Origin of the sequence: Bifidobacterium thermacidophilum subsp. thermacidophilum DSM 15837 (assembly GCF_000426425.1) — a bacterium.
Taxonomy (GTDB): Bacteria; Actinomycetota; Actinomycetes; order Actinomycetales; family Bifidobacteriaceae; genus Bifidobacterium; species Bifidobacterium thermacidophilum.
Genome location: NZ_AUFI01000007.1, coordinates 374757 through 393900, shown reverse-complemented (window position 1 = coordinate 393900; position 19144 = coordinate 374757). Strand labels below are relative to the sequence as shown.

Here is a 19144-nt window from a genome sequence, read left to right as displayed (position 1 = left end):
CGGTCATCCTTTGACGGAGCCCGCAAGCATGGCACGGATGAAGTACCGCTGCAGGATGATGAACAAGATCATCGTCGGGGCCATAATCAGCAGAGCGCCTGCGTTGAGGAGCACGACATCGGTCTGATACTGGCCGACGAAGGACTGCAGGGCGCCTGCCATCGTGCGCTTGTTCGGATCATCTTCCAACACGACCGCGAGAAGGAACTGATTCCATGTCGCCAAGAATGTCAAGATACCCAGCGATGAGAGCGCAGGAAGAGCGAGCGGCAGCTGCACTGAGACGAATGTCCGGAAGTGTCCGGCACCGTCGATGCTTGCCGCCTCGATCAAATCGCGGGGCATCTGCTCGAAGCAGGACCGCATCCACACGATGCCGAATGGGATGTTGAGACCGATCAGGGGCAACATCAACGCCAGTCGGGTATTGAGTATGCCCATGTCGCTGATTTCGTAATACAGCGGAGTGACCAGGGTTTCAAACGGAATGGTCAGGCCAATCAGGAACAGGAAGTAAATCAGGCCTTTGCATGGCACGCTGAGATGGGCGAACGCGTAGCCGCCCAGAGAGCATAGGATTACCACGCTCGGGACCACGACAACCACCAGCAGCATGCTGTTCAGCAGCAACGGGGTGATATTCGCCATCTTCCAAGCATCCACGAAATTATGCCACTGCGGGTGAGCGGTGAATTGGATACCTTCAGGAGTTGAACCTTGCGGTTGAATCGCCGCGGAAAACATACTCACGAAAGGCATGATGCAGAACACGATAGTCAGCGCGAGCATGATGCCGCCGATTACCTTCGTACTTTTGGACTGCTCCATCGCGATCACTTATCCTTCCCATTGACCAAACGTTGCAAAGGCACCACAATCAGCAGGACCAGCACCATCAACGCGACAGCCAGCGCCGACGCGAGGCCCACACTTTGCTGGGTGAACGCCAGCCGGTATACCTGGACGCCCGGCACCATCGTCGAAGTTCCCGGTCCACCCTGCGTGGACATATAGACCACGTCAAAGCTCGCCAATGCCGCGATAATCGTCATCGTCAGGCATACGCCGATTTGCCCGCGCAAGCCGGGGAGTGTGATGTAGAAGAGCTGTCTCCACCACCCAGCTCCGTCCAAGCTCGCCGCCTCATACAGCGATTGGTCGATGTTCCCGATGCCGGAAAGCAGCAGAACCACGCAGAACCCGAGTTGGAGCCAGAACCCGATGACGCCGACGGCATTCAACGCGGTTGCCCTGTCGCCAAGCCAAACATGAGTGGCATCACCAAGCCCGACTGCACGGAGCAGCTGGTTGACCGTGCCCTTGTCGGCAAGCATCCACGTCCACGCGACACCTGCCGCCGCGCCCGCAATCACGCAGGGCAACAACTAGCTCGGCACGACGGGCGCAGGATGTGAGAGGCGAAAAGCGGAGACGGGAGGCGGGAGATACCCCAGTGTCGTGCGACTGGGTGGTTGCATCGGGCGAGGAAAAACAGACCGAGGGGCCTGTGAATGTGCATCACAGGCCCCTCGGCGGGAGAGAACAGTTGGACGGAAGTGGATGGGGAGAGTAGGAAGGCGGCGGGCTTTCCTTACCCCATTGGGCTTTCCGGATTCGGGATTGCCGAACTCGTTGTCCGATGAGGGCTTTCGTCTATTTCACCGGATCCGGCAATTATTGACGGCCTACGGTCGGCGGGATTTTTACCGGGGCGGGGACTATCCCCCGCCCCGGCGCCGTGAACGGAAAGCCCACTGGGCTTTCCCTTACTTCACGGGATCCGGCAATTTTGGGCGGCCTACGGCCGACCACATTTTTCCCGGGCGGGGGGCGCACCCCGCCCGGCGCCGTGAACGGAAAGCCCACTGGGCTTTCCTTTACTTCACGGCGCCCCTCATCACACCGCTGACGACCCAGCGCTGAGCGAAGACGTAGACGATCAGGATCGGGGCCATCGCCATCAGGTAGCTGGAGAACGCCATCGGATAGTTGGTCGCGAACTGCGAGCTGAACACGTACTGAGCGAGCGGAATCGTCTGGTTGGACTGGTCCGTCAGCACAATCAGCGGCAGCAGGAAGTCGTTCCAAGCCCACAGCGCGGTCAGGATGCCGATCGTCGCGTTGATCGGGCTCATCAGCGGGAAGATGATCTTCCAGAAGATCTTCCACGTGCTCGCGCCATCCACGCGCGCCGCCTCCTCGAGCGACGGCGGGATCGAGCGAATGAAGCCGGTCGCGATGAACAGGTTCGTACCCAGACCGAGCGTCATGTACAGCAGAATCAGACCGAACTGGTTGTCCAGATGCCAGGCGCCCATCTGCTTGGCGATCGGCAGCATCACCACCGGGAACGGCACGAACATCGCGGCGATGAAGAAGTAGTACAGGAAGCGGAAGAAGCGCTTGTCCATGTTGCGGGCGACGGCGTACGCCACGAAGGTGTTCGTCAGCAGCGTGAGCACCACCGCGGCCACCGTGATGATCGCGGAATTCAGCGCTGCCCGCGGATAATCGACCTTCGCCGAAGCATCCGCGAAATTATGCCACTGCCAGGACGTCGGCAGGCTGAAGGTGCCCGCCTCGGCCGGTGTCTTCAACGCCGTGACGATGGTGAAATACAGCGGGATCAGCACGGTCAGCGCCAGCACCACGGTCAGTGCGGTCAGCCACCAATTAATCCGATGATCCTTGTGGAATGTCTTGTCTTTCATGATGTTCCTTTCCCCTCTGTCAGTCGGGCTTCAGCGCACGGCTGTCAGATCTGCTCCTTGCTTCTCGAGAATCCGAGCTGGATGAACGCGACAATCGCGAGGACGATGAAGAAGATCACCGCATTGGCTGTCTGATAGGCGTATTCACCGCCGGTCAGACCACCCTTCCAGATGAGGTAGGTCACGGTTTCGGTGGAGGAATTCGGGCCGCCTTCCGTCAACGCGACCACCTGGTCGAAGGTGCCCAGCGCGTTCTTGAGCGACAGCACGAGATTGATGGTCACGAACGCCCCGATCAGCGGGAAGGTAATCTTCCAGAACTTCTGCCACGCATTCACACCGTCGATTGAAGCGGCCTCGTAGAGTTCGTCGTCAATGGTCTGCAAACCGGCGATGTACAGCAGCGTGGAGTAGGCGACGCCCTGCCATACGGCGAGGAACACCACAGGAACCCAGGCATACTGTTCGCTGGTCAGCATCGATTCGGACAACCAGCCGATGCCCAGCGCCTTGCCGAGCGCGGGAAGCGGCGTCATGAAGATGTACTTGAACACGTAGCCAATGACCAGCGTGCCCAGAATGTACGGGATGAAGAAGATCGCGCGGAACCCGTTCTTGAACGCGATCTTGCTGTTCAGCAACACCGCCAGGAACATCGAGATCACGTTGATCAGCACCGTAATGATAATGGCGATGAAGAAGGTGAACAGGTAGGCGTGGCCGACGCGGTCATCGCTGAACAACGCCTGGTAGTTGCGCAGGCCGACCCACTTGAAGTTGCCGTACCCTTGCGAGTTCGTGAACGAGTAGCCGATGCCGCGAATGAACGGGACATACAGGAACACCGCGAAGATAATCGCCGCGGGGACGGTCATCCAGTAGTAGGCGCGGTCGACCTTGCGCTTGGAGAACGCGGTCTTGCGCTTCTTAGCCGGCTTGTCCGACGCCGCCGGCTGCTTCGACGATACGACTGTTGCAGACATGCTATTTCCTTTCTCCATGTCCGATTACTCGACTTACTCGACCGTGCGAGCTTGGACCTTGTCCCATTCCTTCTGCATCGAGTTGATGAAGCGGGGGACGTTGCCGCTGATCACCATGGTCTGCAGGTAGCCGCCGAGGTTGATGGACGACGGGATGTAGTGGTCGCAGAAGTCAACCACGTCGTTGCTTTCGAAGAACGGGCGGATGCCTTCCAGCGCCTTGTTGCCGAAGTAGGTGTCCTTGAGCGGGGAAATAGCGGACTGGGCCTTCGCGTAGGCGTTCAGCTGCTTCTTGCTCATCAGGAACTTGATGAACTTCATGGCTTCCTTCGGATGCTTGGTGTCGGCGCCCATTGTGAGCATCACGTCATCGCCTGCGGTGAGCTTCTGCTCCTTGGCGTTGTTGCTGGCCGGCATCTGCGCGAACCCGAGGTCAATATCAGGGTTGATCATCGTGATCTGCGGAATCGCATACGTGCCGAGCGGGATAATCGCCGCCGTGCCCTTCGCGAAGTTCTGGGTGGCCTCCTGATAGGTGACACCCTTGTCGGACGTCGAATAGGAGTACATTTCGACTTCCTTCTTCGCGGTTTCGGTCCAGATTGTCTTGAAGTCGGTCTTGCCTTCCTTCAGTTTCGTGTACTCGGATTCCGGGACGAGCGTACCGGCGAGCGAGGCGAGCGGCGCCTGGGTGGTCCACGCGTCCGCGACACTGGCTTGCACCGGGTTGATACCCGCAGCCTTGAATTTCTTCAGCATGGCAATAAATTCGTTCCAGGTCTTGGGCGGATTGTTCGGATCAACGCCGGCCTTACGCCACAGCGTCTTGTTGTAGATGTAGCCGGATGCGTTGCCGGAGAACGGAAGACCATACAGACGCTTCTTCGCCGGGTCGGTGGTCTGTACCAGGTTCTTGGCGATCTGGACCATGCCAGGATTGAGTTCGTCAACAATCGGGTCGTCAGTGAAATCATGGAACACACCGGAGGCGGCGAACATGCCGAAGCTGATATCGCCGTTGAACGTGATGACATCCGGAACGCGGTTCTTCACGAACCTGGTGCGCAGATCGGTCTGCGCGTTCGCGGAATTATTGATGTTGATGCGGATGTTCGGATTCTCCTTCTCGAACTCCTCCGCCATCTTCTTGAACTGGTCGGCGGCCTCGGACTTGAACTGGAAGAAATCCAACGTCACCGTCTGCGCGTTCGACGCACCACACCCAGCGGCGCCAAGACCCATCACCGCGACACATGCCACGGTGAGGGCCCTGCGAAGTACCGACCTGAGCGTTCCGCGTCCTGAATGGGAATCCGTCTTCATGAAGACTCCTTTGCCTCTTCCATACCGCAACACCATCGCCGCGGCTTTGTTTGTGATTGCAAGCATACGCGACTGCGGATTTCATTCCCAGCCCCTGCGCGCCTCTTGCATGAGGAAAGAAAAACACGGTATTTTAATGTATTGAGAAAGAAAATGCAGGATATCAGATGCGAGGCCATGAGAACAAGGACGTATCCTCGCACGCCGGCGATGGACCCCACAGGCAAGGAGCAGTGATGACGACACACGAGACGGATACGCGGAAAACCGCGGAATCAGGCGATGAGCATGAACACACGACAGACGTCCAATGGTTCACCGGCTCCCCGCAAACCCACCGGGTGGCCCGCGCCATTACACAATACGGGCCCATCGCACGCACGACCCTGGCCCAACTTCTCGGGCTGTCACAAGGGGCGTTGTCGCGCATCACCAGCGACCTGATCTACGAAGGTGTCATCGAAGAACTTCCCGGTGACACCACAGAACAAGGCAGACTCCCGCAAGACTTCATACCGAAAGAATCACGCGAAAAACGCGGCCGCCCGCAGACCAATCTGCGGTTGCGCGCCGGCGAGCGCACTTTCCTCGGCATCAATATCCACGGCTCCGAGGCGAGTATTGTGGCTGTGGACGCGCTGTGCCGGCCGGTCGGGCCATGCCGCACGGTGACACTTGAATCCACCAAGCCGCAGGATGTCGCCGCGACCATCGGCACGGCGATTCGCAAATACCGTTCGGACGTCACGCCGAGCCCGGTAGCCGTAGGGATGAGCTTCGGCGGGCATGCGGAAGACGACCGGTATGTGACGTATGCTCCCTTCCTGCATTGGGACGGGCGGGTCGATGCCGCCGGGGCGATTGAACAGACGAGCGGGCTGCCCACAGCGGTGTTCAACGACCTCGATTCGCTGTTACTGTATGAAAGCTGGTTCGGCGCCGGCATCGGCGTGCGACGGTTCGCTGTGGTCACGATAGGTGCGGGCGTCGGGTACTCGCTCGCCGAGGACGGCATGCCTGTGGACTACCCTGATAAAAGCTATGGGCTGGCCGGGCATATCCTCGTGGACCCCGAAGGGCCACGCTGTTACGCGGGTCACACCGGCTGCTCGCAATGCCTGACCAATGATTCGCTGGCCGAGGAATATTCAGGCATGGTGGGGCATATGGTCACCTTCGACCAGTTCGCCGCCGACGCACAGGAAGGGACCGCGCAGGCACGACAGTTGCTCAACCGCCTGTGCTTCCGCCTTGGCGTGTTGGTGTCTACGGTCGCGAACTTCGCGATGCCGTCAAAAGTGCTGATCAGCGGGGAATCATCGTTCCTCGCGAAAATGAACCAAGAATCGATTCGCAGCGGCATCAACTGGTATCGCCCCAGCCAGGCGGCGACCGTCGACTTCGAAATCCTTGACTTCTCTTGGGAAAGCTGGGCGAAAGCCGCGGCCGCACGGGCGATCGCACGGTATATCGGGTGAGGCGGGGTGGCCATGGCGCGCGCTGCCAATCGTGCCCCATGTATTTCACAGGCTGTTGTGTGAGGATTCACTCACACAACGGACTGTATAGGGCCGGTCAAACAAGCGAAATCGTGTTTCTACCGGTCAGTTTGTGAGCGCATCCTCACACGATGACGCTCAGACGTGTCGAATTCTCAGTTTCGATGCCATCCACCTGCCATTGTGTGAGCGGATCCTCACAAAGTGGGCACCGGAAACCGCTAAATCAGCGATTCGGAGCGCCCAACCCGCCAGTTTGTGAGCCGATCCTCGCACGATGACGGGGCTGCGCAGCCGACAGACCGTCGACCACACAGCCCCGAACCGCATTCAGGACCCGCGCCGCATCCCCTACTGCAGCTGGTAGGTGTGCGAGACCTTGGCGCCCGAGAAGTCAAGGGTGCCACTCACTTCAACATCCACAGGCGAATCATCCTGAAGCACGTAGCCAACGCTCACCTGCTGGGTGGCACCGGGCTGAATCTCCTGAAGGCTGGCGTTGGAATCATAGCCAGCCGGCGCTTCCGTATAGATCGCCATGTCAAGCTCCTTGCCGTTTTGGAAGGCCTTCGCCGACGTTGCCACCGAGAACACTTGGTTCTTGTCGGTGTTATTCGTCCACTCGTAGGTCACCAGCACGGTCGGCTGGCCGTTATAGTCGGCCCCGGACTTGGCGGCAGACACGATCTTGACATGAAGTTTGCCAAGATCGCCCTCAGTATCCTGCGCCCCGGACGCCGCAGCTGAAGAAGACGACGAATCGCCGCTGTCCTTCTTCGCGCCAGACGAGGCAGACTGGGATGTGGTGGAAGACGTGCCGAGCGCATCATCGAGCGCCTTGCCAGTCGCCTGCTGCATCACCAGCGTAATCACCATCGCCAGCACCGTCAGGACGACGGCGGCAATCGCAAGTCCCCTGCCGCGACGCTTGCCGCCACGCTTGGTCGCGACCAAGCCGATGATGCCGAACACCAGACCGATGATGCCGAGAATGAACGCGACATTGTTGATAATCGGGATGAAACTGAAGATGATGCCAATAATGCCGAGGACCAGACCGGCGACCGCGCTGGCACTCAGCTTGCGCGGGACGTCATCATCCGGGTCGCCGCCTGGCACAGGCTGCGGGTACACGGTGTTCGGCGGGAGCGCCCCAGGAGTCGCCGGCATCGTGGGTGCAGCTTGCGGCTGCGGTGAATATACGGTCTGAGGGCTGCCGTACGGCTGAGTCCCATACTGTTGGTTGTCGTCCATGTCATCCTCGCTTTTCTCTTCCGATCAGGACAATCCCCACGCTACGGGTTGGGAAGAGAAGCGGAAAGTGTACGACAGGCCGTGCCGATATGCCCGAAAGGACAATGGCGGCGCGACAATTCACTGAGTACAGTGGACAGCATGAGCGAAGCAGGAGGGTATCCGGGCGGCGAACCCAACAAGCAGATGGGTGCGGGGACCATCGGGTCATTGGGGACAGCAGGAGCCCCTCAGACACCTCGTGCTATGCCATCCGCACCAGTCGGGCATCAATCACCATATGGTTACGGCGGCGGCCCATCACAGGGCACGTTCCAAGGTGCATACCAGTACCGGCAGCCGTACACGACACAGCAACCCCGGCGGTTTCAGCAACCAGCGCAACCGGCGCAACCTCAGCAACCGCAACCACAACCACAACCATACATGGCGCAACACCCGTACACGATGCCCCGGCAGCACGCCGAAAGAACCGATACTGGCGCATCGGGCAACGGGAAAACCCGCCGCATCACCATCACAACGGTGATGCTCGCATGTGCGATTGCCTGCGGAATCGTGCAACCGGCGTTCATCTACGAAGGCATGTCCGCATGGCATAACGATATCGGCATGTTCTGGTCGTTGATCGGCTTGGTTGCCGGTGCCGCACTACCCTTCCTGCTGCGCAACCGCGACGAGAAACCGGAATTCGTTTGCCTGATTACCACCATCGTGACCATCTGCCTGCCCATCAGTCCGCTGACCACGCTTATGGCACAAAGTGCGCTGATTGCTCGTCGCGACCCGGATCGCCGTATCTACGGACTCATCGCGCTCAGCAGCGCGGCAACCGTCATCTCCCGCCTGCGCGATGCCTTGATGCCAGCCGAATACTCCATCATCGGCACCATGTTGTCCAGCACCAACGATCAAGGACACGTCGTCCACGCGGCAAGCCAACCGAGCATGCTGTGGTCAGGCTTGCTTCTCGCCGTGATATCCATCGCCATCGCGGTAATTGTCGGCGTAGCGAACCGCAACACTTCACGTGCCCGGCGCGCCCAGCGGCAGGCGGCGCAACAGCAGGATCGCGCGCAGATGCTGCAATCCGACCTCGCCAACCAGCAGCTGGCGGATGCGATCGCCACGGAGGCGCATGACACGCTTGCGCACAGCCTGTCGCTTATCGCAGTCAACGCCTCGGCACTGCAAGTGCAATGCGGGGCGCTTGAAGCCGGCAATATCACCGACCGGCAGCTGCATGACATCGCACAGCGCGCCGAAGATATCCGCAAGCAGGCAGCGGGAGCGTTGGACGAAGCGCACAGCATCATCGATCTGCTGCGCAATCCGAACAAAGCCCGACAAACGCTCGGACCGGACGACACCACGTCACTGTCGCGTGAATCATTAAGCGGCCTGATTGCCGACGCGAAAGCCGCGGGCGCGCACATCGACACTTGGATTGACATCCAGGACATGGGCGCCATCCACCCGGATATCGCGAAAATCGCCTACCGCACAGTCCAGGAGGGGCTCACCAACGCGCGGCGGCACGCCCCCGGGCAGACCATCGAGCTGGAGGTCACCTGTTCCGCCGGGCACGGCATCGGCGTGCATATCAGCAATCCGACCGGCGTGCAGACACCCGGGCATGCCACCAGCAGCGGGAGCGGCAGCGACATCAGGAACACGGCTGCCAACGGCAACGAGACCAGCAACAAACCCGACGCCAAGCCCGCAGGCGGCAACGGCTTGCGTGGCATCCGCCAACGCGTGGCGGCCTTCGGCGGTACCTGTACGTGGGGAACCGACCAGCGCGGCGTCTTCCATCTTGACGTGACACTTCCGCCGGGAAACACCGCGCAACAGGCATCCGGAGCGAAACACCCGGGAATGGGCACCGCACGTTGAACAGCGAATCGCCGGTATCGGCATTCCCGGTATCATGGAGCTGTGCGGACACAAGAGAAGACGGAACAGCCAGATGGTGCGGCGGCAGGCGGTGAAGCCCCGGCAACCGTGATCATCGCCGATGACGACCCCATGATCTGCCAGACCATGGCGTTGATCCTGCAGGACTATTCCCGCGGCCGGATCCGCGTACTCGACACCTGCGCGGACGGCGTGCAGGCCGTTGCCGCCGCCGAACGCGACCATCCCGATGTCATGCTCATGGACATCGACATGCCCGCCATGGACGGGATCGAAGCCACCGACCGCGTGCGACGCGTCAGCCCGGGCACGCACGTATTGATCCTCACCTCGCTCAGCCCGCAACGCACGGTGGAACGCGCCGTGGAAATGGGTGCGGAAGGCTTCATTTCAAAAACCGACGCACCGCAAACCATCATCGAACGCATCATCGCCGTGCGTGACGGCGAACCGCAATTCAATCAGGCCGCGCAACGCCAGCTGCTGGACGATATGTCGAGTGCACGCCTCAACGCCCGCGAGGACGAAGCCAGACGCATGCTCGACAGTCTACCCGAGCGGGAGCGGGAAACCGTGATTCTCGCAGCGCAAGGCATGAGCAATCAGGAAATCGCCGAACGGATGTTCATATCCGAACGCACAGTAAAAGCGCATTTGTCCAGCGCCAGCGAACGCCTGAGCATGAACCGGGTGCAGCTGGCGAGGCTGGTGGAACGGGCCGGAAGGTGAAGACGGAAAGTAAAGCGGGAGGCAAGCGCCGTCTGAAGTGCTGCTGTCAGCGTTCGGCATTGCGGTGCGGGAGCCGTTTTGCCAAGGCGGGGGTCACGTTCACGGCGGCCCACACGGAACGCACGCCGATCACGCATAGGTAGACGGCGAACAGGTTGGCGCCCATGCGAGCGCTGATAGAGCCGGCAATCCACGTGCCGGCGGGGGTCAGACATGCCGCGACCACGCCGATAATCAAGCCATCACGCAGGTTGACCAGGCCGCGCCGAACATTCGCGACACTGCCGGCGATCGCGTTCGGGATCATCATGAGCAGGGACGTGCCGCGGGCCACCAGGTCGCTCGCGCCGAACGCCAGTGACAGCGCCGGCACGACAATCGCCCCGCCGCCGATACCGAGCAAGCCGGACAGCGTGCCGACGAACACGCCGAGCAGCACCAGCAGAGCGCCGGTCAGGAACGTCATATGAATCGTGCCGTCACGCGATGGTGTGCCGACGATCTGCGAGACAATCACGAATACGAGAAATGCCGCGAACGCCCAGCGCAACACCATTTCCGGCAATCGTGACAGCAGCCAGCTGCCGAGTTGCGAGCCGATAATCGTGCCGCAGGCGAGCAGGAGTGCGGCAATCCAGTCCACATGGCCGGATTGCGCGTACGAAATCACGCCGGCGATGGCCGTCGGTATGATCGCGGCGAGCGACGTGGCGACCGCATGCCGTTGCGTCAGGCCGAGCCAGACAAGCGCCGGGACGATAATCGTCCCGCCGCCGATACCGAACAGGCCGGACATGAGGCCCGACAGCATGCCCACCACCATAAGCGCCGCGATACGGCGAGGCAGATTGCCGCCAAGCGCGTCATGGTCCTGGGTGTTGGAATACGCCATGGCTGTCCTTTCTCTCGTCCCGTACATAGGTATGCGTGATGCGCAGTGTGATTTGGCGCCAACTGTAGCGCGTATGTCCTCTGCAGAGTGCCGTCGTTTCATCTCCTGACTATCCGCGACGACTGTCCGGCGTCGGTCCGACGACTGTCCGGCAACGCACACCTGCACCTCGATTCTTTTCTTGCGCAGTGCAGGCGACACGCGACATAGGACAAGGAAAACGGGAACACATACCATGCTGCGAAGAAACCGGGTCAGCGGATTCGATGAATACGATACACTGAACCGGTACAGTACCAGCCCATCCACGGACAACGGCAGGCCGACAACTACAGGCCAGCAACGACCGACCAAAGGAGTGCAATGACGCGCATCACCATCATCCCCGGAACAGCGAACGACGGCACCGACCTGACCGCCGTGTACGCGGAGAACGCCGCTGCCAACGTAGCGTTCGCACTGATTTTCCCAGGCAAGGCCCTCCCCCGGTTCGTCCACTGGGGGCGCCCACTGACGCACCCGGAAACCCTCGTGCACCTGTATGACGCACTCAAACCGCAACGCGTGTCCGGCGCGCTGGACAACACCGCCTGGCCAAGCATCCTGCCCACGCAGGCCGAAGCGTGGATCGGCGCCCAACGCATTGACCTCCGCCGTGACAGCCGTGAGACCTTCTGCGATTTCTCCGTTATCGCCATCAGCCCCGCCGTCGGCGACAACGAGGGCGCTTCCATGATCAGCGTCGACATGCAAGACGCCGACCAGCAGGTCGCCCTGCACTGGACCTGCGAACTGACCGATTCCGGCCTGATCCGCCAGTGCGCCACCGTCACCAATCTCGGCGACGGCACCCTGGACGTCAACGGCATCGAACTCGGCTATCCCCTGCCCCAGCAGGCCGTCGAAATCCTCACCACCACCGGCCACCATCTGCACGAGCGTTCGCCACAACGCCAACCACTCACCGTCGGCCGCTTCGAGAAGCTTTCCATGGCCGGACGCCCCGACTTTGACGCATCCCTGCTCCTGACCGCCGGCGCTCCCGGTTTCGGTTTCGAACACGGCGACGTGTATTCCGTGCATGTGGGTTGGAGCGGCAACAGCGTGCTGTCTGCAGAACGTCTGCCCTACACGCAGGGTGTGATTGGCGGCGGCGAGAAGCTGTTCGGCGGCGAAATCACACTGGAGCATGGCGGCCAATACACCACGCCGTGGGTGTATGGCGCGTTCGGCACCGGGCTGAACGAGATCGCCCACCGCTTCCACGAGTTCGTGCGCGCGCAGCACCCGAATCTCGCCAGCAAGCCGCGTCCGGTCATCCTCAACACGTGGGAAGCCGTCTATTTCCAGCATGATTATGACACGCTTGTCCGACTCGCGGACAAGGCCGTGGACAGCGGTGTGGAGCGGTTCGTCGTGGATGACGGATGGTTCGGCGCCCGGCGCGATGACACCGCCGGCCTCGGCGACTGGCAGGTCTCACAGGATGTGTGGCCCGACGGCGCAAAAAGCCTCAAGGCGTTGGCCGACTACGTGCACAGCAAGGGCATGGAGTTCGGCCTGTGGTTTGAGCCGGAGATGGTCAATCCGAACTCAAACATGTTCCGCAACCACCCGGATTGGGTACTGCGCCCCGCCCCCGGCCGCCTGCCGATGCAGGGACGTTCCCAGCAAGTCGTCGATCTGACCAATCCGGACGCGTACGATTACGTGTTCGGCGCGATGGACCATCTGGTCGGCGAACTGGGCATCGACTACATCAAATGGGATCACAACAAGCTCGTCACCGAAGCGGTGTCCCCGCGCTCCGGCAAGCCAGCCGTGCACGAACAGACGCTCGCCGTATACCGAATCTACCGCGATCTGAAACTCGCGCATCCCGGACTCGAAATCGAAAGCTGTTCCTCCGGCGGCGGCCGTATCGACCTGGGCATCCTGCGCTACGCCGACCGTGTCTGGGCATCCGACTGCGTGGATCCGGTGGAGCGTGCAGACATCCAGCGCTACACGTCATTGTTGGTGCCGCCCGAAATGATCGGTGAGCATGTGGGCGCCAGCCCCGCACATTCGACGCATCGCGCGACCAGCCAAGACCTGCGTATGGATATGGCGTTCTTCGGGCATATGGGTATCGAATGGAATCTGCTCAAGGAGCCGCAGGAGGACTTGGACAAACTGGCCGCGTGGGTGCGCGCATACAAGGAGCATCGCTCTATGTTCGAAACCGGGACGACAGTGCATGCGGATACCGCGGATCCGGCAGTGCGCCTGGACGGCATTGTCAGCGCCGACCGCTCGCACGCCGTGTACCGTTTCACGCAGCTGACCACGTCACAGACCTACCCGGCGGCACCGGTCGATCTTCCCGGACTCGACGCGGATGCCGTGTACCAGGTCAAGCCGCTATCGGTCAGCCTTGATCTCGACGCCGACGGCATCGGCAACGGTCAGTCCGCGCTCGGCTGGTGGACCGCCGACGGTGTGACATTGCCTGCGGTCGCGCTTGAAACCTATGGCGTCCGTCCGCCAAGCCTGCACCCAGCGCAAGCCGTGCTGTTCGAGGCCGTGCGGGTGTGACTTCGCATGTCATGTCACATGCGTGCGCTTGGGGTGCGCGCGTGTGACATGACGTGATATCTCAGCCGAGACGGTCCAATTCACCGCCTGAGGCTGAAGAAATCCGCGAGCAGACGTGCGCACTCGTCCTCGCATACTCCCCCATATACTTCAGGGAATGAGCCGACATGCGGATCGCGCGGGATATCCCACACTGAACCGCATGCACCCAATTTGGCATCCCACGCACCGAACACGATACGCCCGATATGGGTTTGCAGGCACGCTCCGGCACACATCGGACACGGTTCCAAGGTGACAACTAGCGTACAATCGGCAAGATTCCAGTTCCCCAAGGTCTTAGCGGCTTGACGCATTGCCTCGACCTCGGCGTGGGCCAATGGATCGCCGCCGCGCTCGCGCAGGTTGCGGCCACGACCAATGACAGCGCCATCAGCACCGATGACCACCGCCCCGACCGGCACCTCCCCCTCACGCGCAGCCTCGCGCGCAAGACCCAGCGCCAGCCGCATCGGCCCGTCTAGCGTCTCGCTTACCGTTGCACGACTTCCCGTTTCCGCCATATCAGCCAGTCTAGCGGCAAGCTTCGCGCACCAGCCACCTGCCCAATCTGCGTGCCGCCTATCTCCAGTTGATACGCAATCAGCACACGGTCTGCCTACAGTCAGTCCACAACTATTCCTCAGCACGCAGCGAATAAAAAATCACCTGCGCCCGGTACGCTGGAAGTATTCGTGCGTGCCATGCGGCAACCCCAAACGGCAACGCAACGCACCACAGCCCACGCCCACTGCTTACCAGTCCAAGGAAGGCGGCATCATGACGGAACTGACCCTCGTACTGTGCATCGTCGGCGCGGTCGTGGTGTCATCATTCCTCAGCCGGTTCATTCCCAAAGTATCCACGCCGCTCGTGCAGATCGTGCTGGGAGCAATCGCGTCGCAACTCCCGTTCTTCCCAGATGTCACCCTCGACCCGGAACTGTTCATGGTGCTGTTCATCGCGCCGCTGCTGTACCTCGAGGCGCGCAGCATCAACAAGACCTCGCTGCTGAAGAACCTGAAACTGTCACTCTCGCTGGCCATCGGGCTCGCCATCGCCACCATGGTAGCCGTCGGCTACGTGACGCACGCCGCTTGGCCCGCGGTACCGCTTGCCGCCGCCCTCGCACTGGGCGCGGCGCTCGGCCCGACCGATGCGGTCGCCGTGACATCGCTCAGCCACGAGGCCACCCTGAGCGAACGCCAGCACGGAATTCTCGAAGGCGAATCCCTGTTCAACGACGCCTCCGGCATCGTCGGGTTCCAGTTCTCAATCCTCGCGGCGACCACCGGTACATTCTCGGTCGGCGCTGCCGTCGGCGAGTTCGTCGTCTCCTTCCTCGGCGGCACCCTGCTCGGCTTGGCGTTCGGAGTCTTCGCCAACTGGCTGTTCGGACTGATGCGCTCGTTCGGCTGGGAAACCACCACGTCACGCATCCTGATGGAGTTGCTCCTGCCGTTCCTGCTGTATCTGGGCGCGGAGGCGGTCGGCGTTTCTGGCATTCTCACGGTTGTAGCCGCCGGGCTGATTGCTCAATATGATCGCAGCGGTGTGGGCCCGGATGTCGCCCGTACCAACATCGTGTCATCCAGCGTGTGGGCGGTGCTGTCGTTCGCATTGAACGGTTCCGTGTTCATCATGCTGGGCATGATGTTGCCGGACGTACTGGGCACCACATGGGCCGACCCCACGAAAAGCAACACCATGCTGCTGGGGATCATCGCACTGGTATCCGTTGTGGTGGTCGCCATGCGGTTCGTGTGGGTGGCCGCCATGCTGCGTATCGCCCGCGACCAGCGCACCGGACGGCGACGCCGCATGACCTCGGAACGGTGGCGTTCCGCCGCGATCATGACCTTCGGCGGGCCAAAAGGCACCATCACCCTGTCCCTGATGTTCACCATCCCGTACACCATCGCCGATGGCGCCGATTTCCCGATGCGCGACGAACTGATATTCGTGGCTGCCGGCGTCATCATCGTGACCCTGCTGCTGGTGAACTTCCTGCTGCCGCTGCTCGCGCCCACCCACCTGCACAGCACCAAGGAGATGGACGACATCACCGTGGAAGTGCTGCGCCAGACCGTGGAGGAGCTCGCCCGCCGCGTCACCCCGGAGAACCGGCGAGCCGTCCTCGCGGTCATCGACTCATACACCAAGCGCATCACCCGGCTCAAGCACCGCATCGGCAGCGCCGACCCGCAAGGCTTCGAAGCCCTGCAAATCGAGGCGTTGCAATGGGAGAAAGACTTCCTCAAGCAGCGGATCATCGACCTGAAAAACGAGGAGCCCGCAACCCCGGCGGCAACACACCAGCGCGACCTGCATATCGAAGCCTGCGAGCGCATGCTCGACCAGTTGATGACCACGTTGCGCCATGCGACAGCGGGGTCAAGAAATTCGCAGGCGGTCTCGCAGATTCGCGGTCGGTTCCGCGCGCTGCAACGCCGGGTATCCCTGTTGGCGCGGCGGATTTACGGCAAAATTCTGCGCACGGCACCGCTGATGAGCGAGGATGAAATCTACGCGGCCGTGCGCGTCACCCAGCTTGAGGCGATTCATGTGGTGATCGGCAAGCTGTATGAGCAGATGCATGCGGGCACCTACAATACCGAGGATTGTTCGGCGCTGATCCTTGATTATCAGCGTGCCGAGGCTTCCCTGCGCAACCGGCCGAATATGGAGCGCAGCGCGGAGACCATCAACGAGGTGGAGGATGTCAAGCGCAACAGTTATGCGATTGAGCTGGGCATCATCCAGGACCTGTTCGAGGACGGACGGATTAATCGCGCCCAGTTGAGGCACCTGCGTCGCAACGTGTATGTGATGCAGGTGGACGCGGACTCCGGCGTGTGAGCGAATCCTCACACAACGGCGCTCGTCGCACGGCACAGTGGCCCGTTCGCCGAGCGCCCACGATTCCTCGCCGCCGCCACGCGGCTCACAGCATACCGGACGTGATGTTGTGCAGCATCAGCCACTGGCGCAAATCGTTGAACTCCTGCAGACTCACCGCGTGATCAAGCCCGCGATAGCTTTTCTCCGTCAGCCAGGTGTGTTCCTCCAGCCATGCGGACATCGCGTGGATCTCATACGCTGGAATCACGGTATCGGCCTGACCGTAGCCGAAGAAGGTCGGGATTTGCAGGTCGGCGAGCCGATCATCCGCGGGAGTGGTGCCCGGAACCTGTGCAGGAGCAAGGAATCCGGACAGTGAAATCGAGGCACGGTACCGTTCCGGATGTACGCGCAGCAGGTGAATCGCAAGCAATCCACCTTGGGAGAAGCCGATCGGCACCACGTCACGTTCTGCGGGGATATGCTGCGACACCCACGCGTCAATCGCGTTGGCGGCGGCGAAAGCGTCACGGTCCAGATCCTCGCCGGTCGGCACGCAATCATGGAACCATGTGTAGGCACCCGGGACCGGCCCGTGCTCCTCCTGCAAGACGAGCGGCGCACGCAGCGACACGAAATCGTTGTAGGGAGCCACGTAGCGCATCATATCCGCCAGATCCTGCTCGTTCGACCCCCAGCCGTGCAAGCACAGCAGCACCGGACGATTGGGCTGCGCGTTGCCGCCTCCGCGCGACCATTGGGCTTCACGCACCTGCATCGGTTCGCCGAACCGCCCCGGCACTACGTTCGATTCACGACCCACCAGCTGCGAAGATTCACTCATACCGCCCAATATACCCGCGAATTGTCCGCGACTATCCGTTGGCGGCATCATATTCGGGAGACAACGCTCACTGCACGGTGCTGATGGCGCCGCCCCACTGGTCGTGCAGGGCTTCGATGTCGGATTTCTGGCCGAAGGCGATCCAGCGTTCGCCGCTGAGGATGCGCCAGTCGCCCTGGGCGCGCGAGTCGGTGGAGTAGCCGTCCAGCGTGGACGAGATCTTCGACGTGATCGCGCTGCGGTATATGGAAGCGGCCGACGCGCTGTCGAAGGTGACGAACGCCATCCGTGTGGTCTTGCACACCGCCACCGCGCTGATGCCGGGGTAACCGCTGACATCCATGGACTGCCAGCCGTCGGAGCAACGCTCAGTCGCCGCCTCGATATCGGTTTCCATGCGTGACACGCTGTTGACCGGGGCATCATCACGCCCTGAAGCCTTGATGATGCCGTCAGGGAAGAAGTTGCCGACCACCAGTGCGCTGGCGATCAACACGCCGGCCAAGGCGGTCAGCACGATGGCGGCAGTACCCGCATGACCGCCCTTGCGCCGTTTCGAATCCGCCACGCGGGCGGCGACGACGAGAATGATGGCCAGAACCGCGAACACGCAGCCAATCGCGGTGTAAGCGGATACAGGCAATACCGCCAGTTGAGACAGCTTGCCGGGAGCGACCGCGCGCAATGTCGCGCACGATGCCGCGGCGAGGGACAACAGTGAGCTCAGCGCCGCGCCGCCGGCAATCCAGCGTTCCGCGGCAATCGGCTTGCGTTGGCGCTTGGGCTTGGGTGCCGCCAAAGCGTGCGGGTCACGCCCTTCGCCGGCGTGGAATTCATGTTCATGCACCGCTGGTTCGCCCGCATGACCAGGGTGATTGTCACTATCGCGGTCGCTATCGGCCGGGTTATTTCGCAGATTCGATCGCTCGCCGGAGTCGGAGTCGGCACCAGCAGCGGCACCAGCAGCGTTGGCGGCACCCGCCTGCGTTTGCTCCGAATGCACAGACTGTTGCGAGGAGCCAGCCGTCGCCTCCTGCCGCTCGACAGGTGACATCCCAACCGCATACGCCGCCGACGCCTGCGGCGACAACGACGACCCATCGGCCTCGCGTTGCAATTTTGCCATCACATCGTCATCCGGCTGCGGGGACGCCTGCGCGCGGTCATACAGTCCATTCCAAGGATGAAGAGGGTCCTGCCACGGATCGTCATCAGCATAGTCGTCATCAGCATTGAAACTGTCGTTGTTCTGGCGGAATGCATCCTCCCCCGACGTGCTTGACGCCTTCTCCGTGGCCTGCCGTGACCGGGCAATCTCGTTTCCTGTGGTTTTCGGCATTCCCAAGGCCTCTGAAGCCGCAGAAGTCCCGGAATCGATGGATAACGCCTTTCCGTCGTCTGTCATCATGCCCTCATTCACATTTCAGCCATACATACGCAATACACGCAACAGCAATTATCATTCATCGCCCGACAGCCGGGCGGCACTCAGCGGGTTGCTGTCACCATCGTTTCACCATATGAGGCGCCGGGCG

General features: G+C 61.4%; 14 protein-coding genes and 1 pseudogene. 5 read left to right on the top strand and 10 right to left on the bottom strand.

Annotation, left to right across the window (positions count from 1 at the left end; genetic code table 11):
- Positions 1 to 3: 3 nt before the first annotated feature.
- From K315_RS0103990 to K315_RS0103970, 5 genes and pseudogenes are all read right to left on the bottom strand, one after another.
- Positions 4 to 828: a carbohydrate ABC transporter permease gene (locus K315_RS0103990; RefSeq protein ID WP_029576289.1), complete on the bottom strand. Its 825-nt coding sequence runs from the start codon at positions 826 to 828 to the stop codon at positions 4 to 6.
- Positions 829 to 833: 5 nt separating this feature from the next.
- Positions 834 to 1382 (bottom strand): annotated as a pseudogene (locus K315_RS09390) (carbohydrate ABC transporter permease); the annotation flags it as partial.
- Positions 1383 to 1877: 495 nt separating this feature from the next.
- A complete protein-coding gene (locus tag K315_RS09385; protein WP_033520814.1) occupies positions 1878 to 2711 on the bottom strand; it encodes a carbohydrate ABC transporter permease in 834 nt (277 codons plus the stop codon).
- A gap of 44 nt (positions 2712 to 2755) precedes the next feature.
- Positions 2756 to 3694 (bottom strand): carbohydrate ABC transporter permease, encoded by a 939-nt coding sequence (locus K315_RS0103975; protein ID WP_029576288.1) that lies wholly within the window; start codon positions 3692 to 3694, stop codon positions 2756 to 2758.
- A 33-nt stretch (positions 3695 to 3727) separates the two neighbouring features.
- Positions 3728 to 5017, bottom strand: a complete 1290-nt coding sequence (locus K315_RS0103970; protein WP_029576287.1) for an ABC transporter substrate-binding protein — start codon at positions 5015 to 5017, stop codon at positions 3728 to 3730.
- A 236-nt stretch (positions 5018 to 5253) separates the two neighbouring features.
- Here K315_RS0103970 and K315_RS0103965 point away from each other — a divergent pair, with 236 nt between their 5' ends.
- Complete coding sequence (locus K315_RS0103965) at positions 5254 to 6495, top strand: ROK family transcriptional regulator (RefSeq protein ID WP_029576286.1); 1242 nt, start codon at positions 5254 to 5256, stop codon at positions 6493 to 6495.
- A 372-nt stretch (positions 6496 to 6867) separates the two neighbouring features.
- On the opposite strand, the gene K315_RS0103960 is transcribed toward K315_RS0103965, so the two are convergent.
- Positions 6868 to 7770 (bottom strand): DUF5067 domain-containing protein, encoded by a 903-nt coding sequence (locus K315_RS0103960; RefSeq protein ID WP_029576285.1) that lies wholly within the window; start codon positions 7768 to 7770, stop codon positions 6868 to 6870.
- Positions 7771 to 8196: 426 nt separating this feature from the next.
- On the opposite strand from K315_RS0103960, the gene K315_RS0103955 reads away from it, so the two are divergent.
- Together K315_RS0103955 and K315_RS0103950 are read left to right on the top strand one after the other, a co-directional pair.
- Positions 8197 to 9666, top strand: coding sequence for a sensor histidine kinase (locus tag K315_RS0103955; RefSeq protein ID WP_161786024.1), 1470 nt, complete (start codon positions 8197 to 8199; stop codon positions 9664 to 9666).
- A gap of 42 nt (positions 9667 to 9708) precedes the next feature.
- The gene (locus K315_RS0103950) at positions 9709 to 10416 is read left to right on the top strand and encodes a response regulator transcription factor (RefSeq protein ID WP_029576283.1); all 708 of its coding nucleotides are present in this window, start codon (positions 9709 to 9711) and stop codon (positions 10414 to 10416) included.
- Positions 10417 to 10462: 46 nt separating this feature from the next.
- Here K315_RS0103950 and K315_RS0103945 read toward each other — a convergent pair whose 3' ends face one another.
- A complete protein-coding gene (locus tag K315_RS0103945) occupies positions 10463 to 11308 on the bottom strand; it encodes a sulfite exporter TauE/SafE family protein (protein ID WP_033520812.1) in 846 nt (281 codons plus the stop codon).
- Positions 11309 to 11671: 363 nt separating this feature from the next.
- On the opposite strand from K315_RS0103945, the gene K315_RS0103940 reads away from it, so the two are divergent.
- Positions 11672 to 13885 (top strand): alpha-galactosidase, encoded by a 2214-nt coding sequence (locus tag K315_RS0103940; protein ID WP_029576281.1) that lies wholly within the window; start codon positions 11672 to 11674, stop codon positions 13883 to 13885.
- Positions 13886 to 13965: 80 nt separating this feature from the next.
- Here K315_RS0103940 and K315_RS0103935 read toward each other — a convergent pair whose 3' ends face one another.
- A complete protein-coding gene (locus K315_RS0103935; RefSeq protein WP_029576280.1) occupies positions 13966 to 14397 on the bottom strand; it encodes a nucleoside deaminase in 432 nt (143 codons plus the stop codon).
- Positions 14398 to 14704: 307 nt separating this feature from the next.
- Between K315_RS0103935 and K315_RS0103930 the strand changes: the two genes are divergently transcribed.
- Positions 14705 to 16783: a cation:proton antiporter gene (locus tag K315_RS0103930; RefSeq protein WP_029576279.1), complete on the top strand. Its 2079-nt coding sequence runs from the start codon at positions 14705 to 14707 to the stop codon at positions 16781 to 16783.
- A gap of 85 nt (positions 16784 to 16868) precedes the next feature.
- On the opposite strand, the gene K315_RS0103925 is transcribed toward K315_RS0103930, so the two are convergent.
- Positions 16869 to 17609, bottom strand: coding sequence for an alpha/beta hydrolase (locus tag K315_RS0103925; RefSeq protein ID WP_029576278.1), 741 nt, complete (start codon positions 17607 to 17609; stop codon positions 16869 to 16871).
- 67 nt (positions 17610 to 17676) lie between these two features.
- Positions 17677 to 19014 carry a hypothetical protein gene (locus K315_RS09940; protein ID WP_162142810.1) on the bottom strand — a complete coding sequence of 446 codons (1338 nt, stop codon included), beginning with the start codon at positions 19012 to 19014 and terminating at the stop codon, positions 17677 to 17679.
- Positions 19015 to 19144: the final 130 nt, after the last annotated feature.

What these genes read in the sequence shown, in the direction of transcription:
- K315_RS0103990 (WP_029576289.1), bottom strand. Translation starts at nt 828, where the DNA reads ATGGAGCAGTCCAAAAGTACGAAGGTAATCGGCGGCATCATGCTCGCG.
- K315_RS0103955 (WP_161786024.1), top strand. Translation starts at nt 8,197, where the DNA reads ATGGCGCAACACCCGTACACGATGCCCCGGCAGCACGCCGAAAGAACC.
- K315_RS0103930 (WP_029576279.1), top strand. Translation starts at nt 14,705, where the DNA reads ATGACGGAACTGACCCTCGTACTGTGCATCGTCGGCGCGGTCGTGGTG.
- K315_RS0103960 (WP_029576285.1), bottom strand. Translation starts at nt 7,770, where the DNA reads ATGGACGACAACCAACAGTATGGGACTCAGCCGTACGGCAGCCCTCAG.
- K315_RS0103945 (WP_033520812.1), bottom strand. Translation starts at nt 11,308, where the DNA reads ATGGCGTATTCCAACACCCAGGACCATGACGCGCTTGGCGGCAATCTG.
- K315_RS0103935 (WP_029576280.1), bottom strand. Translation starts at nt 14,397, where the DNA reads ATGCGGCTGGCGCTGGGTCTTGCGCGCGAGGCTGCGCGTGAGGGGGAG.
- K315_RS0103975 (WP_029576288.1), bottom strand. Translation starts at nt 3,694, where the DNA reads ATGTCTGCAACAGTCGTATCGTCGAAGCAGCCGGCGGCGTCGGACAAG.
- K315_RS0103970 (WP_029576287.1), bottom strand. Translation starts at nt 5,017, where the DNA reads ATGAAGACGGATTCCCATTCAGGACGCGGAACGCTCAGGTCGGTACTT.
- K315_RS0103925 (WP_029576278.1), bottom strand. Translation starts at nt 17,609, where the DNA reads ATGAGTGAATCTTCGCAGCTGGTGGGTCGTGAATCGAACGTAGTGCCG.
- K315_RS0103940 (WP_029576281.1), top strand. Translation starts at nt 11,672, where the DNA reads ATGACGCGCATCACCATCATCCCCGGAACAGCGAACGACGGCACCGAC.
- K315_RS09940 (WP_162142810.1), bottom strand. Translation starts at nt 19,014, where the DNA reads ATGACAGACGACGGAAAGGCGTTATCCATCGATTCCGGGACTTCTGCG.
- K315_RS0103965 (WP_029576286.1), top strand. Translation starts at nt 5,254, where the DNA reads ATGACGACACACGAGACGGATACGCGGAAAACCGCGGAATCAGGCGAT.
- K315_RS09385 (WP_033520814.1), bottom strand. Translation starts at nt 2,711, where the DNA reads ATGAAAGACAAGACATTCCACAAGGATCATCGGATTAATTGGTGGCTG.